16 protein-coding genes are annotated in these 17,387 nt (G+C 74.0%); 7 read left to right on the forward strand and 9 right to left on the reverse strand.

Going from position 1 to position 17,387, the window contains the following annotated elements; all coding sequences use genetic code 11:
- Window positions 1-61 precede the first annotated feature (61 nt).
- The 6 genes from RI138_RS12110 to RI138_RS12135 all read right to left on the reverse strand — a co-directional run bounded on the left by RI138_RS12110 (window position 62) and on the right by RI138_RS12135 (window position 6,141).
- Window positions 62-1,396, reverse strand: coding sequence for an acyltransferase family protein (locus RI138_RS12110; RefSeq protein ID WP_311119923.1), 1,335 nt, complete (start codon window positions 1,394-1,396; stop codon window positions 62-64).
- Between the two features lie 92 nt (window positions 1,397-1,488).
- Window positions 1,489-2,382: a 4-(cytidine 5'-diphospho)-2-C-methyl-D-erythritol kinase gene (locus RI138_RS12115; RefSeq protein WP_311119924.1), complete on the reverse strand. Its 894-nt coding sequence runs from the start codon at window positions 2,380-2,382 to the stop codon at window positions 1,489-1,491.
- Window positions 2,379-3,269 (reverse strand): 16S rRNA (adenine(1518)-N(6)/adenine(1519)-N(6))-dimethyltransferase RsmA, encoded by an 891-nt coding sequence (rsmA, locus tag RI138_RS12120; protein ID WP_096627909.1) that lies wholly within the window; start codon window positions 3,267-3,269, stop codon window positions 2,379-2,381. The genes RI138_RS12115 and rsmA overlap by 4 nt, the downstream gene beginning before the upstream one ends.
- Window positions 3,266-4,696 (reverse strand): ubiquitin-like domain-containing protein, encoded by a 1,431-nt coding sequence (locus RI138_RS12125; protein WP_398862840.1) that lies wholly within the window; start codon window positions 4,694-4,696, stop codon window positions 3,266-3,268. The genes rsmA and RI138_RS12125 overlap by 4 nt, the downstream gene beginning before the upstream one ends.
- Before the next feature lie 155 nt (window positions 4,697-4,851).
- Window positions 4,852-5,718 carry a TatD family hydrolase gene (locus tag RI138_RS12130; RefSeq protein ID WP_311119925.1) on the reverse strand — a complete coding sequence of 289 codons (867 nt, stop codon included), beginning with the start codon at window positions 5,716-5,718 and terminating at the stop codon, window positions 4,852-4,854.
- Window positions 5,719-5,781: 63 nt separating this feature from the next.
- Window positions 5,782-6,141 carry a hypothetical protein gene (locus RI138_RS12135; protein WP_311119926.1) on the reverse strand — a complete coding sequence of 120 codons (360 nt, stop codon included), beginning with the start codon at window positions 6,139-6,141 and terminating at the stop codon, window positions 5,782-5,784.
- A 452-nt stretch (window positions 6,142-6,593) separates the two neighbouring features.
- Here RI138_RS12135 and RI138_RS12140 point away from each other — a divergent pair, with 452 nt between their 5' ends.
- Genes RI138_RS12140 through RI138_RS12160 form a run of 5 tightly spaced genes read left to right on the forward strand, consistent with a single transcriptional unit; the run spans window position 6,594 to window position 10,548 of the window.
- Window positions 6,594-6,770, forward strand: coding sequence for a hypothetical protein (locus RI138_RS12140; RefSeq protein WP_096627915.1), 177 nt, complete (start codon window positions 6,594-6,596; stop codon window positions 6,768-6,770).
- Between the two features lie 10 nt (window positions 6,771-6,780).
- Complete coding sequence (locus tag RI138_RS12145) at window positions 6,781-7,482, forward strand: hypothetical protein (RefSeq protein WP_311119927.1); 702 nt, start codon at window positions 6,781-6,783, stop codon at window positions 7,480-7,482.
- Window positions 7,479-8,558 carry a DUF6895 family protein gene (locus tag RI138_RS12150; RefSeq protein WP_311119928.1) on the forward strand — a complete coding sequence of 360 codons (1,080 nt, stop codon included), beginning with the start codon at window positions 7,479-7,481 and terminating at the stop codon, window positions 8,556-8,558. Before RI138_RS12145 ends, RI138_RS12150 begins: the two co-directional genes overlap by 4 nt.
- Window positions 8,555-9,487 (forward strand): DUF6895 family protein, encoded by a 933-nt coding sequence (locus RI138_RS12155; RefSeq protein ID WP_311119929.1) that lies wholly within the window; start codon window positions 8,555-8,557, stop codon window positions 9,485-9,487. The genes RI138_RS12150 and RI138_RS12155 overlap by 4 nt, the downstream gene beginning before the upstream one ends.
- Window positions 9,484-10,548: a serine hydrolase domain-containing protein gene (locus RI138_RS12160; RefSeq protein WP_311119930.1), complete on the forward strand. Its 1,065-nt coding sequence runs from the start codon at window positions 9,484-9,486 to the stop codon at window positions 10,546-10,548. Before RI138_RS12155 ends, RI138_RS12160 begins: the two co-directional genes overlap by 4 nt.
- Window positions 10,549-10,564: 16 nt before the next feature.
- Here the strand turns inward: RI138_RS12160 and rsmI are convergent, their stop codons facing one another.
- Window positions 10,565-11,446 carry a 16S rRNA (cytidine(1402)-2'-O)-methyltransferase gene (gene rsmI, locus RI138_RS12165; RefSeq protein WP_311119931.1) on the reverse strand — a complete coding sequence of 294 codons (882 nt, stop codon included), beginning with the start codon at window positions 11,444-11,446 and terminating at the stop codon, window positions 10,565-10,567.
- 53 nt (window positions 11,447-11,499) lie between these two features.
- Between rsmI and RI138_RS12170 the strand changes: the two genes are divergently transcribed.
- Window positions 11,500-13,266, forward strand: coding sequence for a dolichyl-phosphate-mannose--protein mannosyltransferase (locus RI138_RS12170; protein WP_311119932.1), 1,767 nt, complete (start codon window positions 11,500-11,502; stop codon window positions 13,264-13,266).
- Between the two features lie 87 nt (window positions 13,267-13,353).
- Here the strand turns inward: RI138_RS12170 and RI138_RS12175 are convergent, their stop codons facing one another.
- Complete coding sequence (locus RI138_RS12175) at window positions 13,354-13,872, reverse strand: hypothetical protein (protein ID WP_311119933.1); 519 nt, start codon at window positions 13,870-13,872, stop codon at window positions 13,354-13,356.
- 150 nt (window positions 13,873-14,022) lie between these two features.
- Window positions 14,023-15,438: a hypothetical protein gene (locus tag RI138_RS12180; protein WP_311119934.1), complete on the reverse strand. Its 1,416-nt coding sequence runs from the start codon at window positions 15,436-15,438 to the stop codon at window positions 14,023-14,025.
- Between the two features lie 257 nt (window positions 15,439-15,695).
- Between RI138_RS12180 and RI138_RS12185 the strand changes: the two genes are divergently transcribed.
- Entirely contained in the window at window positions 15,696-17,333 is a 1,638-nt protein-coding gene (locus RI138_RS12185) for a penicillin-binding transpeptidase domain-containing protein (RefSeq protein WP_311119935.1), read from the forward strand.
- Window positions 17,334-17,387: the final 54 nt, after the last annotated feature.

Below are 17,387 nucleotides of genomic sequence, written 5' to 3' on the forward strand. Positions count from 1 at the left end.
GGGCGGGCGGCGAGGCACCCGGGGGCCTCGCCGCCCGCCGCTGTCACTGCGGCCGCTACCACTACGGCCGCTGACCCCTGCCCGGCCCCCGCCCCGCCCGCTCCACCAGCAGCCAGCCGCACAGGGTCATCGCGACGGCCCCCGGGGCGCTGACCGGGATCGCGATCAGCAGGGCCGTGCGGCCCTCCAGCAGGCCGCCGAAGCCGACCATGGACAGGCCCAGCACGCCGAGCAGGCAGAGCGTCGCGCCCAGGGCCGCGAGGGGACCGTGGCCTGCGGCGGCGGCGGTGGGGACCGGGCGCTCGAAGGTGCGGAAGGCGGCCACGAGACCGGCGGTGAGGGCCGCGGCGAGCGCGATCCGCAGGGGGACCTGGGCCCACCAGGCGGCCGACGCGGGCTCGGGCAGCGGGGCGTCGAGGGCGAGCATCGCCCCGTACACCCCGAACATCGCCGTGAGGTGCCAGAGGAACGCGGTCATCGCCACCCCGTTGGCGGCCACCACCGTGCGCCAGGCCCGGGGGCGCTCCAGCAGGCGGGCGGCCGGGGCGCGGAGCAGTTCGACCGCGCCGACGAGCCAGAGGCCGTGGCAGAGCAGGGCGAGGGTGGGCGGGGCCATGTTGCTGACCTTCTCGCCGGGCATCCCGACCATGGACAGCGGGTACGGGCCGAACGCCACCAGCGCGGCGGCGGTGACCAGACCGCCACCGGCGAGCAGGGCGGGGCGGCGGAGGCGGAGGTGACCGTCGGCGCGCAGGAACCCGAGCTGGTGCACCGCCAGCCAGACGAACGCGAAGTTGAGGAACTCCACGTACGGGACTCCCGCCGCGAAGCGGAGGGCGTCCACAGCGGCGGCGGCCCCCGCCAGTGCGGCGAACGCCCCCCAGCCGTACCGCTCGTGCAGCCTCAGCAGCGGCGGGGTGAACGCGACCATCGCCAGGTAGATCCCGATGAACCACAGCGGCTGGGTCACCATCCGCAGGGTGACGCCGCTCAGCCCGCCGCCCCCGCCGAGGAGCTGGACCAGCAGCGCCGCCGCGCCCCACACCAGGACGAAGACCATGGTGGGGCGCAGCAGCCGCTGGAGCCGGGCCCGCAGGAACGCCGAGTAGACGGAGTCCGTCGAGCCGCCGGGGCGCTTGCGGAGCAGGGAGCGGTAGGACAGCGCGTGCGAGAAGCCGCCGACGAAGAAGAACACCGGCATGACCTGGAGCAGCCAGGTCAGCGGCTGGAGCGCCGGAACGACCGCCAGCAGGTTGCCCACCCCGTCCGGGGTGACGGCTGCCATCAGCCAGTGGCCGAGGACGACCGCGGCGAGCGAGGCGACCCTCAGCAGGTCGACGTAGCGGTCCCGGGTGGCGGGCGTCGCCCCGGCCAGTTCACGAACACTTGATCCCATGGGGGTACGGTCGCGTGCGCGGGCCGGGGTGCGGCAGCGTCCTCGTACTCACTTGCTCGGTGAGTACGAGGGGCAGGAAGGTCCGAGGGGCGTCAGATCACGTGCGCGCCCGGCGCGGGCGACACCGCCACCCGCGCGCTGCGGCAGGTGCCGGACGTCAGCAGCACGTCGGCCACCTTGAGGGCCACCGACTCGTCCTCGACCAGGAACGCCGTCGTCGGGCCCGAGCCGGAGACCAGGGCGGCCAGGGCCCCCGCCGCCGTGCCCGCCGCCAGGGTGTCCGCGAGGGAGGGGCGCAGGGAGAGCGCGGCGGGCTGGAGGTCGTTGCCCAGGGCGGCCGCGAGTGCGCCGGAGTCGCCCGAGCGCAGGGCGGCGAGCAGGGCGGGGGACGCGGTCGGCTCGGGGACCTCGGTGTCCGCCGTGAGGCGGTCGAACTCGCCGTACACCGCGGGCGTGGAGAGGCCGCCGTCCGCCACCGCGAAGACCCAGTGGAAGGTGCCGCCCACCTCGATCGGGGTCAGCTTCTCGCCGCGTCCGGTGCCGAGCGCGGCCCCGCCGACCAGGCTGAACGGCACGTCGCTGCCCAGGTCCGCGCAGATCGCGAGGAGTTCGTCGCGGCTCGCGCCGGTCCCCCACAGGGCGTCGCACGCGACCAGGGCGGCCGCCCCGTCGGCGCTGCCGCCCGCCATGCCGCCCGCGACCGGGATGTCCTTGGCGATGTGGAGGTGGACGGCGGGTTCGATGCCGTACCGCTCGGCCAGCGCGAGGGCGGCCCGGGCGGCGAGGTTGGTGGTGTCCAGCGGGACCTGGGCGGCGTCCGGACCGGAGCAGGTGATGCGCAGCTCGTCGGCGGGGGTGGCGGTGACCTCGTCGTACAGGCCCACGGCGAGGAAGACGTTGGCCAGGTCGTGGAAGCCGTCGGGGCGGGCGGCGCCCACGGCGAGCTGGACGTTGACCTTGGCGGGGACGCGGACGGTGACGCTCACTTGTCGCCCCCGGAAAGCTCGGACGCCTCAGGCTTGTTCTCCGCGATCGCCGCGAACTCCTCGACGGTCAGCGCCTCGCCGCGCGCCTGCGGGGAGACCCCGGCGGCGACGAGCGCGGCCTCGGCGGCGGGCGCGGAGCCCGCCCAGCCGGACAGGGCCGCGCGCAGCGTCTTGCGGCGCTGGGCGAAGGCGGCGTCCACGACCGCGAAGACCTCGGCGCGGGACGCGGTGGTGGCGATGGGCTCGGTGCGCCGGACGAGCGAGACGAGGCCGGAGTCGACGTTCGGGGCGGGCCAGAACACGTTGCGGCCGATGGCCCCGGCGCGCTTGACGTCCGCGTACCAGTTGGCCTTCACCGACGGCACGCCGTAGACCTTGTTGCCGGGGCGGGCGGCGAGGCGGTCGGCGACCTCGGACTGGACCATGACGAGGGTGCGTTCGATGCTGGGGAAGCGCTCCAGGATGGTGAGCAGGACCGGCACGGCCACGTTGTACGGGAGGTTCGCCACCAGTGCGGTGGGCGCCGGGCCCGGCAGCTCGGTGACCAGCATCGCGTCCGAGTGGACGAGGGCGAAGCGGTCGGCGCGCTCCGGCATCCGGGCGTTCACCGTGGCGGGCAGGGCGGCCGCGAGGACGTCGTCGATCTCGACCGCGATCACCCGGTCCGCCGCCTCCAGCAGCGCCAGGGTCAGCGAGCCGAGCCCGGGGCCGACCTCGACGACGACGTCGTCCGGGCGGACCCCGGCCGTGCGCACGATGCGGCGGACGGTGTTGGCGTCGATGACGAAGTTCTGACCGCGCTGCTTGGTGGGGCGTACGCCCAGCTTCGCGGCCAGGTCGCGGATGTCTGCGGGGCCCAGGAGGGCGTCGGGCTCTGTGCTGCTCACCCGGTAAGCCTACGGCCGCAGTGCGGCCACGGACTCGCCCCCCGCTGTACGTACAGCTTCTTCGCCCGGTACGTCTGCTCGGCGGCGGGCGCGTCCTGGGGGCGTCCGCTGCCGCCGAGGGACTGCCAGGTCCGGGTGTCGAACTGGTACAGCCCCCCGTAGGTGCCGCTCGGATCGACCGCCCCCGGCCGCCCGCCCGACTCGCAGGCGGCCAGCGCGCCCCAGTTCAGCCCGTCCGCCCCGGCGACCGAGTCGGGTCGCTGCCGGGTGCCGGTGCGGACGACGCGGCTGACCGGCCGGCGGACCAGTTCCTCCGCGGTCCTGCGGGGCTTCTGGCGGACCCCGTTGACGGTGCGGACGGTGTACGTGACCCGGCGCACCCCGTTGCGGCCCGCCCGCTCCACGACCTCGACGCCCCGGAACAGCTCGGGGTCCTCGCTGCGTTCGACGGCGTACGGGACCGTCTCCTCGCGCACCTCGCGGGTGTCGGTGATCCGCATGACGGAGATCGTCTGGCCGTCGCGCGGGAAGCTTGCGGGGTCCACGGAGGTGGTGTCCTGGCCGTGCAGCGTGATGCCCGCCTCGGCGACGGCCTCGCGGACGCTGGCCGCGTTGGTGCGCAGGGTGCGTTCCTGGCCGTCGGCCATGAAGGTCACGGTGCGTTCGGTGCGGACGGTGAGGGTCAGGCCGGTGCGGCCGATCGGTGCGGAGCGGGCGGTGGAGAGGTACGCCCCCTCCACGCGGACCCCGAATTCGCGCAGGGCCCCGGCCACGGTTCCGGCGGTCGTCCACGCCTGGTGGCGGACGCCGTCGAGGGTGAGGGTGATCGGCCGCCCGTAGCGGACGACGACCTCGTCGCCGTGGTCGAGGGCCGTGCCGGGGGCCGGGAAGACGGCGTCGTGCGCGCCGACGGTGACGCCCTCGTCCGCCAGGAGCTCGGTGACGTCGTCGGCGAAGGTGTGCAGGGTCCGGGGTGTGCCGTCGACGCTGAGGCGGACCGCCTTGTCGTTGGCGACGAACGCGGTGGTGCCGCCCGCCAGGAACGCGACGACCAGGGCCCGGGGGAGAAGGCGCCGCAGACTCTCGGGGTTCGCGACGAGCGTCCGGCGCCGCTTGGCCGCACGCCGGGACCCGGACCCGGCCCCGGTGCGCGAGGGCGACTGGCGCGGGACAGAGGAGGGAGGGGCCGGGAGGAGAGTGTCGGTGAGCCGGGTGCCGGGGAGCGGGAAACCGGTGAGCGGGGTGTCCACCATGGTCGGGTCGTGCACCGCCCCGGCGGCCCAGGTCCCCTCGACGACGGTCAGCTGCTCGTGGAACCCGTCCGGCGCGGGCGGGGCGTACGGGGCCGGGGCGAGCGGCGGCGCGAGTGCCGTGCGCCCCCTCCGTCCGCCGCGCGCTGCCCGGTGACTGCCCTGTGAAGTGCTCACGCCGCTCCCGAAGTTCCACCCGCCGACCCCCCAGGGCCACAGGGCCCCGCGGCCCTGGTGCGCCCGGGACGATAGCGGAGCCGCGGTGACTCTCCAAAGCGATACGGCTACTCAGGGTCGCCGTGTCGGGCGCGCCGGGAAGATCTCCGGGGCCCTCAGAAGTCGAACGCGCGTGCCGTGTTGTCGTAGATCGCGGCGGCCAGCGCGTCCTCGTCCAGGCCCTTCACCTCGGCCATGGCGCGCAGCGTGACCGGAATGAGGTACGGCGCGTTGGGCCGTCCGCGGTACGGGGCGGGAGTGAGGAAGGGCGCGTCCGTCTCGACGAGGACCAGCTCGGTGGGGGCGACGGCGAGCGCCTCGCGCAGCGGCTGGGCGTTCTTGAAGGTCACGTTGCCCGCGAAGGACATGAAGTATCCGGCGCTCGCGCAGATCCGGGCCATGTCGGCGTCACCGGAATAGCAGTGGAACACGGTCCGCTCGGGCGCGCCCGCGTCCGCCAGCACCCGCAGGACGTCCGCGTGCGCGTCGCGGTCGTGGATGACCAGCGCCTTGCCGTGCCGCTTGGCGATCTCGATGTGGGCGCGGAACGACTCCTCCTGGGCGGCGACGCCCTCGGGGCCCGTACGGAAGAAGTCCAGACCGGTCTCGCCGACCCCGCGCACGTGGTCGAGGGCGGCCAGCGCGTCGATCTCCGCGAGCGCCTCGTCCAGCGCCGCCTTGCCGCCGGGCTCCCGGGCGCCCTGCCGCGCGGTGCCCTCGACGTCCCCGTGGACGATGCGCGGGGCCTCGTTGGGGTGCAGGGCGACCGAGGCGTGGACGGCGGCGTGGGCGGCCGCGGTCTCGGCGGCCCAACGGGAGCCCGCCACGTCACAGCCCACCTGGACCACCGCCGTGACGTTCACCGCGGCGGCCCGGGCGAGGGCCTCCTCGACGGTGGCGTCCTGCATGTCCAGATGGGTGTGGGAGTCGGCGACCGGAACCCGCAGGGGCTCGGGCAGCGGCGGGGCTTCGGTACGGCTCATGCCGACGATCGTACGAGGGCCCGGCCCCCGTACGTCATCGGCGTCCGGCGCACCAGGGGGATGTCACCTGCGGTGGAACGGATGGAGGAGGTCCGACAGCCGCCAGTGGTGCTCCGGGGCGGCGGCGACGGACACCGCCCGGTCCTCCGCCTCGCGCGGCGCGGACTGCTTGCGCAGGAGCTCCTGGACACCGGCGACCCGCCCCGCCCGCATGATGCGCACCACGTGTCCGCCGCAGTTGGTGCAGGTGGGCGTGGAGAGCGGGGACGGCACACGCTCGCCGTCGGCCGTGTAGACGACGAAGTCGTGGCCGTGGACGTCCGTGTGGTGCTGTATCTCGTAGGACTGCTCCCAGCCGTATCCGCACCTCATGCAGGCGAAGGCGTACGCCTCATGGACGGTGGTCGCTGCGATCTCGCTCATACCCGCTCCTCTTGGCCGCCGGTCACGCGCTCCGGGGACGGCCGGCCCGCCCGAGGGGTTCGAACAGGTGGCCCGTCCCTTCCAGTGGACACCTGGACACGGATGGACGCACCAGCTCAGGGCCGATATTGGTGCGTTCTTGGCCTCCTTTTGCCGCCCTTTGCCCCCGCATGGCGCGGGAGAGGTGCGCAGCAGGACAGACCGTGACCGCCGGGTCACCGAGCGCCCCTGTTCGCGCCGGGAGCCGAGCGTGAACGCGCCCGCGCACGACCCCCGTGCCCACTCCTCCCCCTCCCCGAATTTCCGGCCTTTTATGCCGACCCCACCCCGGGAATTCATCATTCAATTGAATGCGTAATTTCCACGGATGTCGCAGCCCGATTTGCGGCACCCCCATTCCTGCTTTTCACTCATTACGTCCACCCCATTTCCCACAGGACGGGGAACAACCCATGTACACGACGGACACCACTGCCACCGACATCGAGCTCGATCTCGACGCGGCCCTCAACCCGGGCGAGGCCGAGGGGCTGTACCGGGACTCGCGCGAATGCGCGTACCTCGCGCTCCTCGCGGGCGGCGGCGCTCTGCTGCTCTCGCCCCCGACCCCGCGCCCGAAGAAGGGCTAGTCGTCGCCACATGGACCAGACACATGCCTCGTCCCCGCTGGCGGGCGCCGTGCATGACCTGGCAACAGAGGTGGTCCTCGCTCTGCGGAGCGGGGACCACCTCGCCACGGTGTGCGGCGCGGCGGGAATCGACGAGGAGAACCGGACCGGAATCGCCGCCGTGCGGGTCATCGGGGCCGACCTGCTGCTGCCCAGTGTTCTCCACGGACGTCATCCGCATCCGGGCGACGTCGCCGTGCTCGACCGGGCGGTACGGGAGTTCCCGCCCAAGCCCGACGCTCCGGCCGCCACGGCCTGGAGCCACTGGCACATGATCTCCACGCTCCAGCGGATCGCGCCCCCGTCCCCGGGCACCCCCGGTGCGTACGAGGAGCCCGACGCCGCCTGGCTGGAGGAGGCCCCCTGGCAGGCGTTCACCCACCAGCTGTCCGTCCTGGCCCCCCTCGCCGTCCCGGCCTCCCCCTCAGCCGTCCAGCGGGCCGCGGCGAACCGTGCCGTCGACCTGTCGCGCGGCTTCGTCCGCGCGGTCCGGCGGCGCGACTGGCTCCAGGCGGCGGGCGCGGGCCGCTGGCTCGCGGCCGTCGGCGGCGAACCGGCGACGCTGGGCCTGGAGCGCGGCCTGGACTTCGTCGAGCTGATGGGCGGCCACGACCCCCGCGTCACCCTCCAGGTGCGGGCCGCCCGGCTGATGGCCGAGGCGAGAGCACGATGACGGCGACCGCGACGCAGGGCCCCCGGGGGCGCCCGGACCCCCGAAGCCGCTCGGGCCGGCCTCCCGGGGACCACGCCTCGCCCGGCACCTCCCCCTCCCCCGGCGCCGCGCTCGCCGTCCTGCCCCGCGTCCTGAGCCGGGCCCTCGCCTGGACCGACGCCCACCGGAGCCACTTCACGCTCCCCGACGACGTCCTGGAACCCCACACCCAGGTCAACGCCACCCTCAAACCCCTCGGTGAACTCGCCCAGCTCGGCTCCACGATCCGCCGCGCCACCGCCCCGGGCACCCCGGAACACGAGCTGGCCGGGGACCTCGTCACGTACGCCTGGCAGCAGGTCGCGCGAGGCGACCTCCTCCTGGAGCTGCTGCGCGCCGAGCCGTTCGCCGCGTACCCGTACGAGATCTACGCCGCCTTCGCCGGGTACGGGCTGCGCCACGAGGGCTTCGAGGCGCTCGCCCGCCCGCTCACCGCGACGCGCGCCTGGGCCCACACCGAGCAGCACGCCAACCGGCAGCTCGGCCTGGTCAACTCCGAGCGGCGGGTGGGGGTGGTGACCCATACGGACGCCGGCGGGGTCCTGTCCCGGACCTGGCTGGGCGGTCTCTCGGAGCCGTGGATGTTCGAGGGCCCGTCCGGCTACGCGCTGACCCACACCGTCTTCCACCTCACCGACTGGGGCCGGATGCCGGACCGCGTCCCGGAGAGGATCGACGGCTATCTGCGGACCTGGCTGCCCGCGTGGGCCGACGGCTGTCTGGAGAGCGGGCAGTGGGATCTGACCGGCGAGCTGCTGGCGGTGGCGGCCGCCCTGCCGGGGCCACCGCCGACGGCCCTGCTGGACGCGGTCTGGCCGGTGCTCGCCGACGTACAGCACACGAGCGGCTGCGTCCCGGAGACGGGCGTACCGGTGCGCGAGGACGCGCCACCGGACCCGTACCCCTTCATCGACTGCTACCACTCCACGCTCGTCACGGCCTTCGCGGCGGCCCTGTCCCTGAGGTCGCTGCGGTCGCCGGGGCCGACGCGGCAGACGGACGAGGCCGGGCCCGGCCGGGAAAGGCACACCCCATGAGCAGCAGCGGCATCCAGCAGATCCACGACGTCGGGGCGAAGGCCCTGGGCTGGCTGTACGAGCACCGGGAAGGGTTCCGGCTGGAGGCCGACCCGGCCCCGGAGGCAGGGATGCTGGACCGGTTCAAGCCGCTGGGCGAGCTCGCGCTGATCGGCAAGGTCATCTTCCGCGAGGGCGTGGCGGGCTCCCAGCAGTCCGCGCTCGCCCACAAGCTGCTGGACCACGCCTGGCACGAGCTGCTGGGCTCCGGGGCGCGGCTGCTGGAGGGCCAGCGGCGCGAACCGCTCTCGCCGGTGCCGCTGGAGGTCTACGTACCGTTCCGGGAGCTCGGCTACCGGCAGCCCGACCTGGAGTCCGCGATCCGGCTCAACCACCGGCTGGCCAGCTGGGCGGCGCTGGAGGTGCTGCCGGTGCGGCGGCTCGGCCTGAGCGCGATCGAGCGGCGGTTCGGGGTGGAGCCGAGCGTCCCGGAGACGGCGGCGCTGGCCCGCACCTGGCTGGCGCGGCGGCCCGAGCCGTGGACGGTCGAGGGCCACATCGGCTACGACATCACGCACACGGTCTTCCACCTCACGGACTGGGGCGAGAAGCCCGCGGGCCTTCCCGCCGACATCGCCGACTACCTGGGGCTGTGGCTGCCCACCTGGCTGGACGACTGGCTGGACCTGAAACGCTGGGACCTGCTGGGCGAGCTGCTGGTGGTCGACGCCTGCCTGCCGTCCCCGACGCTGGACCCGGCGGCCTGGCAGGGGTTCGCGCAGGCCCAGCGGCCGGACGGGGCGATGCCGGTGGTGGGCGGGATGCCGGAGGGCGACGAGGAGACGGTGTTCGACCTCGTCTACCACCCCACGCTGGTCGCCGCGTTCGCCTCGGCGCTCGCGATGTCCCGCGCCCTGTCCGGCCTCAGCGCCGAACCGGCCCCGGCATGACGGACGCGACGGACATGGCCGCGGTCCGCGTGGACGCCCCCGGCACCTCGGCCACCGCCCGTCTCCTCGCCGAGGCGGCCCGCGCCGTCGACGCACCGGACCTGGTGCTCGCGGTCAGCCGGGGCGGAGTCCGTACGGTGCACACCGGCGGCAGCGCGGCGCCGGGCCCGGTCCCCCGGGAGCTGCTGACCTACGAGCTGGGCTCGGCGTCCAAGCCGTACGCGGGGCTGCTGCTGGCCCGGCTGGTCGCCCAGGGCCGGGTGCGGTACGAGGACCGGGCGGCGGACCTGCTGGCGCCGGGCCTCCCGGTGCACCCGGCGGTGCGCCGGATCACGCTGCGCCATCTGCTCACCCACACCTCGGGGCTGCCGGGCCTGCCCGCCGACTTCTACCCGCAGGCGGTGCCCCGCTGGTCGACCGGCCCGTACGGCGGCTATCCGGCCGACCGGGTGGTCCGGGCCTTCCTGCGGGCCCGTCCGCGCCGCCGCCCCGGCACCCGCTGGCGGTACTCGAACTTCGCCGTCTCGGTCCTCGGCCACACCCTGGCCGCGGCCACCGGCACCCCGTGGGAGGTCCTGCTGCACCAGCAGGTGCTGGCCCCGCTGGGGCTGGACGCGACCCGGGTGCGCCCGGGTCCGGACGGCACGGACGCGGTCGGCCGCCGCCGCGACGGGACGCCGGTGCCCGCCCTGGACACGGGCGGCTTCACGGCGGCGGGCGCGGTGCGGGCGACCCCGCTGGACCTGCTGACGTTCCTGGAGGCGCACGTGGGCGGGCCCGAGCCCCGGGACCCGGCGCTGAACGCCGCGCTCACCGAGGTGACCCGCCCGCTGCTGCGGCGCGGCCTGCGGCACGCGCACACCCACACCCTCACGTGGTTCCAGCACCCGTCCCCGTACGGTCGGGTGCTCTTCCACGCGGGGGCGACGCTGGGCCAGCAGGCGTTCCTGGGCTTCCGCCCGGACTCGGGGCTCGCGGTGGCGGCGACGGCGACGCGGCGGGTGCACCGGGGGGACACCTTTGTGGCGACGGCGTACGGGCTGCTGACGGAAACGCCGTGAGCACTGCCGTACGTACTTAAGGCTTCTGCGGGGCCTTCTCCGCGTTCTTGGCGGCCACCACCGCGTCGAACACCTCCCGCTTGGGCAGCCCCGCTGCGGCGGCGACGGCGGCGATGGCCTCCTTGCGCCGCTCCCCCGCCTCCTCGCGCACGCGCACGCGCCGCACGAGCTCCTCCGCGTCCAGCCCCTCGTCGCCGGAGTCGGTGGCGCCTTCGACGACGACGGTGATCTCCCCGCGCACCCCGTCGGCCGCCCACACGGCCAGCTCTCCCAGCGGTCCGCGCTTGACCTCCTCGTACGTCTTGGTCAGCTCCCGGCACACGGCGGCGCGCCGTTCGGCGCCGAAGACCTCGGCCATCGCGGCGAGGGTGTCGTCCAGCCGGTGAGGGGCCTCGAAGAAGACCATCGTGCGCCGCTCGTCGGCGTTCTCGCGGAGCTTGGAGAGCCGCTCACCGGCCTTGCGCGGCAGAAACCCCTCGAAGCAGAACCGGTCCACGGGCAGCCCGGAGAGCGCGAGCGCGGTGAGCACGGCGGACGGCCCCGGCACGGCGGTGACGCGGATGTCCTTCTCCACGGCGGCGGCGACGAGCCGGTAGCCGGGGTCGGAGACGGACGGCATGCCCGCGTCCGTGACGAGGAGCACGCGCGCACCCCCCGTCAGGGCCTCCACCAGCTCCGGCGTACGGGCGGACTCGTTGCCCTCGAAGTAGGAGACGACACGCCCCGAGGTGTGGATGCCGAGCGCCTGGGTGAGCCGGCGCAGCCGCCGGGTGTCCTCGGCGGCGACGATGTCGGCCCGCTCCAGTTCGGCGGCCAGGCGGGGCGGGGCGTCCGCCACATCACCGATGGGGGTCCCTGCGAGCACGAGCGTTCCAGTCGTTCCAGTCACATCAGCCATCCTCGCAGCACGGGCAGCGCCCTTCGCACAGATGCGTTCCCTACGATGGCGCGGTGACGAGTACCGCACCCGAGACCCAGCGGGGCCAAGACGCCGGGGACCCGCTCGGCGAGCAGCCGACCTCCTGGCAACGGCGGCTGCGCCGTTTCGGCCATGTTCCCCGGGCGGAGACCTCCCTCCGCGACCGCCTGGACCCGCCGTACACCCGGCCGGGACGGCAGGTGTGGTCGGTACTCGCGGTCCCGCCGCATATCGCCGACCGGCTGGTGCGTTGGTCCGCCTGGGGCGGCCCGCTGCTGGTGACGCTGGTCGCGGGCCTGCTGCGGTTCTGGAAGCTGGACCAGCCGCACGCGGTGATATTCGACGAGACGTACTACGCGAAGGACGCATGGGCGCTGGTCAACCAGGGGTACGAGGGTTCCTGGCCCAAGGACGTCGACAAGCTGATCCTGAAGGACCCCTCCTCCGTCCCGGTCCCGACCGACCCGGGCTATGTGGTGCACCCGCCGGTCGGGAAGTGGATCATCGGGTTCGGTGAACAGCTGTTCGGCTTCACGCCGTTCGGCTGGCGGTTCATGGTGGCGGTGCTGGGCACGGTCTCCGTCCTCCTCCTCTGCCGGATCGGCCGCCGCCTGTTCCGCTCGACGTTCCTGGGTTGTCTGGCGGGGCTGCTGCTCGCGGTGGACGGGCTGCACTTCGTGATGAGCCGGACCGCGCTGCTCGACCTGATCGTCATGTTCTTCGTACTGGCCGCGTTCGGCTGCCTGGTGGTCGACCGGGACCGTGCCCGCCGCCGACTGGCCGACGGGCTGCCGGTGGACGAGGAGGGGGTGCTGCGCCCGGACGCCAGGGTCGCGGAGACCCTGCGCCTGGGGTGGCGGCCGTGGCGTCTCGCGGCGGGCGTGATGCTGGGCCTGGCCTTCGCCACGAAGTGGAACGGCCTCTACGTCCTGGCCGCGTTCGGCCTGATGACGGTTCTGTGGGACGTCGGCGCACGGCGCACGGCGGGCGCGGTGCGCCCGTACCAGGCGGTGCTGCGCCGGGACCTGGTGCCCGCCTTCGTCTCCACGGTGCCCGTGGCGATCGTCACGTACATCGTCTCGTGGACCGGCTGGATCGTCACGGACAAGGGCTACTACCGCAACTGGGCGGCCACCGAAGGCAAGGACTCCGCCTGGAGCTGGCTGCCGGACTGGCTGCGCAGCCTGTGGCACTACGAGACCCAGGTGTACGACTTCCACGTCGGCCTGACCTCGGGCCACACGTACGAGTCGAACCCCTGGAGCTGGCTGGTCCTCGGCCGCCCCGTCTCGTACTTCTACGAGGAGCAGGCGGGCTGCAAGGAGTCGGCGACCGGCAAGTGCGCCGCCGAGGTCCTCGCCATCGGCACCCCGCTGCTGTGGTGGGCGGCGTGCTTCGCCCTGGCGTACGTGGTGTGGCGCTGGTTCTTCCGCCGCGACTGGCGGGCGGGCGCGATCGCCTGCGGGGTGGCGGCGGGCTGGCTGCCCTGGTTCTTCTACCAGGAGCGGACGATCTTCCTCTTCTACGCGGTGGTCTTCGTGCCGTTCCTCTGTCTGGCCGTGACGATGATGATCGGCGCGATGCTGGGCCCGGCGGCGGGCACGGGGGCCAGGGCCGAACTGGGCCTGACCACCCACGACCCGACCGGTGAACGCCGCCGCACGCTGGGGGCGATCGCAGCGGGCGTGCTGGTGCTGCTGATCATCTGGAACTTCATCTACTTCTGGCCGCTGTACACGGGGACCTCGATCCCGGAGGACCTGTGGCGGGACCGGATGTGGCTGGACACGTGGGTGTAGCCGGAACCGGCGGGCCCGGCACCTGATGGTGCCGGGCCCGCCGGCACGTCGCCGGGTCGGTCATCGCCCGGGGCCCCTCCGTCCGGGTCACTCCGAGCTGCCACGCCCCGCCGTACGTCGCTGCCGCACCAGGAAGACCGCCGCCACGGCAGAAATGATCATGAAGATCAGGGCGGCTCCGCCCGACAGCGCCGCCAGCACCACCGCCCCGCCGCCCTCGACGTCCGCTTCACGGGCGACTGTCCGAGGATCGTCCGCCTGGTACCGGATGACCAGTCGGGCCCCGGCCGACTGCTTACCGCCGCCGCTGCCCACCGGCAGGTCGGCGATGACCGTCCGCCCGTCGGCCTCGAACTCGACCCGGCACTGGCCCGCCATGCACGAACCGGCGGTGTGCAGCGTCGCCTGAGCCCGCTCGCCGCCCTGGAGCGAACGCAGGTGCTGGGCCGCCGGAACCATGACCAGTCCCGACAGCGCGCCCAGCAGCAGGCCGAGCACCAGCGACATCACGAGGGACGCACGCGGCCCCAACGTCTCTCCGCCCGGCGTCTGCTTGTGCGCGTCGGCGGTTCCCGCGCTCGTCGTGCCGTTCGGACCCCTCGACATCCGCTGCCTCCCGATTCGTCGGCGGTGCACCACGCCCTGCGCGGGCCGTGCCCCGCGTACCCCGTACCCCGCACCCGAGATGAGCAGCGTATGCGCACAGGGGTGGAGGCCGCCGGGGCGGCGGCGTGTCAGTCCAGGTGGCGGGCGGGTTCAGTCACCCCCGCAGCCACCGCCCCCGCCCCCGCAGCTCGACCCGCAGCTGGGGCCGGACCCCCCGCAGCCGCCGCCGTCGGCCCGGCCGCTGCGGCCGTCACGGGTGCCTCCTCGGGACGGGGGCGGGCTTCGCCGTGGATTCCGGCGGCGCTCCTCGGCCTCGCGCGCCTGCTTCCGGCGGCGCTCCTCGGCCTCCGCGGCCTCCTGGAGCCGCTGTTGCTGACGGGCGGGGCCGTCCACCGGCTCCCACGGGCCCAGGCCGTGGCGGCGGTCGGGGCGGAGCGGTGCCGCCAGGGTGGTCGCGTACATCCGCCCCATCTGCTGGTGGCGGTGGTACTCGGCGCAGGCGTACTCGAGAGCGACCTCGTCGCCCTCCGCGAGCGTGCCGTAGAGGACCGCCTCGAAGGGCTCGTGGTGCGGGTCGACGTCGTGGTGCCCGTTCCCCGTCCCGTACACCGAACCGCTGCCCAGCAGCCGTGTCATCGCCCGGGTGTCGCGCGGGCGGGATTCGTACGCGATCAGGGGCGGCGCCGAGGTGGTGCGGGCGTCCGCGTACACCCAGTACCGCACGCCCTCCCAGGGGCGCTGGGATGCCCCGAGGCGTAGGGGCTCTCCGGCGCGCACGCCCACGATCAGGGCGGGCTGCGGCTCCTCGTGCAGCCGCCGGGCCGCGCGGTAGGCGAGGTGGCCCCGGCCGTAGAGGGTCGTACCGGCCACCAGAAGCACCAGGCCGATGCGCTGCTGCCCGACGGCGTCGTACGCGGGCGCCGCCCCGGAGGCCGTCAGGTCGCCGAACAGGCCCTCGGCGAGGAACACGGCGGCGAGCAGACAGAGGGCCAGCCCGCCCAGGAATGCCTGGTGGCCCCGGTAGCCGTCGGACTCCGGAACGCCCTTGGGCAGCGGGAAGCGTCGTGCGCCCGCCGCGGCGCGGGTCAGGGCGCGCTGACGGCGCCGGGCCCGCAGCCGCAGGCAGCCCCCGGTGAACGCCAGGGCGCAGGCGGCGAGCACGACCGTGTACCCGGCCACGGCCGGGGTGTCGAGGCCGCCGGAGAGGGCCAGGGACAGGCCCGCCTCCACGGCGACGGCCAGGGCGGCGGTCACGGCCGCGACCGGAACGTACCGGTACCACAGCGGCAGGGCGGTCAGCAGGACCGCTCCCGGGTACCTGAGCCAGTCCGTGCCGTCCCCTTCTCCCGACCCGCCGTGCCAGCCCGCGCCCGCCGACGAGATCGCGAACAGCAGGACGTACGACACCGCCACCAGGGCGGCCAGGAGCCAGCCGCCCAGCACCGGGGCGAGGGCCGCCGGGACCCGCGCCTTCCGCCACCGCTCGGCGTCGGCCGCCGGCCAGGTCGCGGCCCCGCCCTCGGGCAGCACCGCGAACGGCAGTTGTTTGATCGGGTAGGCCGTCACCGGACCACCCCCGCGCACGCCCGTGCCCCCATGCTCCACGCCCCCCGACGCTCGCGCCCGCGTGCACTCCCCCGTGCACTCCCGTCCAGTCTTCCCAGCGTGGCCCCAGCTCACACGGCTGCGGAGCGGAGAGCGCTTTCCAGCCAAGCATTCCGGTCCGGTAACAACACCCTCACCATCCGCCACCGCCGCCTAGGCTTCCTCACGGATGCCCCTTGAACCTTTTTCGGGGCTCTCCTGGGGAGGGGGACTGCGGGATGCGCAGTGGAGCGAAGGTCGGCGTCGTCGGCGGTGTGTTCGTCCTGGTGGCGGGCGGTATCGGCTACGGGGCGTACAGCGTGCTCGGAGACACGGGCGGCGGGGGCGGCGGTACGCGGAGCGCGTCCGAGTCGTCGAAGGTGAAGACGGGACCGCCGAGCGCGGAGGAGATAGCCGAGACGTCGAAGGGCTTCTTCGACGCCTGGGCGGCCGGGGACGCGGCGACCGCGGCCCTGCTCACCAACAACGAGGCGGGCGCGGAGCCGGTGCTCACCTCGTACGGCGAGGACGCCCACATCGGCAAGGTGAAGATCACCCCGGGCCCGGCGGTCGGCACGAAGGTGCCCTACGAGGTCAAGGCCACCGTGTCGTACGACGGGAAGTCCAAGCCCCTGTCGTACGCCTCGGAGCTGACCGTCGTACGCGGCCTGACGACAGGGAAAGCCCTGGTCGACTGGGCGCCCACGGTCGTGCACCCGCAGCTGACGGAGGGCGCGACGCTGAAGACGGGCGAGTCCTCGACCCCGGCGATCGATGCCGTCGACCGCAACGGCACAGTGCTGACCAAGGAGAAGTACCCCTCGCTCGGGCCGATCCTGAACACGCTGCGCCAGAAGTACGGAGAGAGCGCCGGCGGTTCGGCCGGCATCGAGACCTGGATCGAGCCCGCCGACGAGTCCCAGCCGGAGATCAACCTGCTGACTCTGGCCAAGGGCAAGCCCGGCAAGGTGCAGACGACGCTCGACGCGGGCGCCCAGGCGGCGGCCGAGCGGGCGGTGAAGAAGTACACGCAGGCGTCGGTGGTCGCGGTGAAGCCGTCCACGGGGGCGATCCGCGCGGTGGCCAACAACCCGGTGACCGAGTTCAACGTGGCGCTCCAGGGCAAGCAGGCGCCCGGCTCGACGCTGAAGATCGTGACGGCGGCGCTGCTGCTGGAGAAGGGGCTCGTCACCGCGAACGGGGCGGCGGAGTGCCCCAAGAACGCGATGTACTACGGGCGTTCGTTCCACAACCTCGACCACTTCGCGCTGCCGGACGGCTCCACCTTCACCCAGAGCTTCGCCAAGTCCTGCAACACCGCCTTCATCAAGCTCATCGACGACACGAAGGACGACGCCGCGCTCGGCAAGGTGGCTCGGGACGTCTTCGGTATCGGCCTGGACTGGAAGACCGGCGTCGTCACGACCGACGGCAGCGTCCCGGCGGAGACAGGCGGTGAAGCGGCGGCCCAGTACATCGGCCAGGGCACCGTCCAGATGAACGTCCTCAACATGGCGTCCGTCACCGCCACCGCCCGCACCGGCACCTTCCGCCAGCCGGTCATCGTCCCCCAGTCCCTGGACAACCGGCCGTTGGCCACCGCCTCGCGCTCGCTGTCGCCCTCCGTCACCCAGCAGCTGAACACGATGATGCGCGCCACGGCGGCCTGGGGCACGGGCGCGAAGGCCATGGCGTCGGTGGGCGGCGACAAGGGCGCAAAGACCGGTTCGGCCGAGGTCGACGGGCAGGAGACCTCGAACAGCTGGTTCACCGGCTTCAGCAACGACCTCGCCGCCGCGGCGGTCGTCCAGAGCGGCGGCCACGGCGGCGACGCGGCGGGCCATGTGGTGGCGGAGGTGCTGCGCGCGGGCGGCTGAGGCCGGTCTCGATGCCGAAGCGACCTGCTGGCACTCACGTCCCTGGGGCGAGGG

Origin of the sequence: Streptomyces durocortorensis, assembly GCF_031760065.1 — a bacterium.
Classification (GTDB): Bacteria; Actinomycetota; Actinomycetes; order Streptomycetales; family Streptomycetaceae; genus Streptomyces.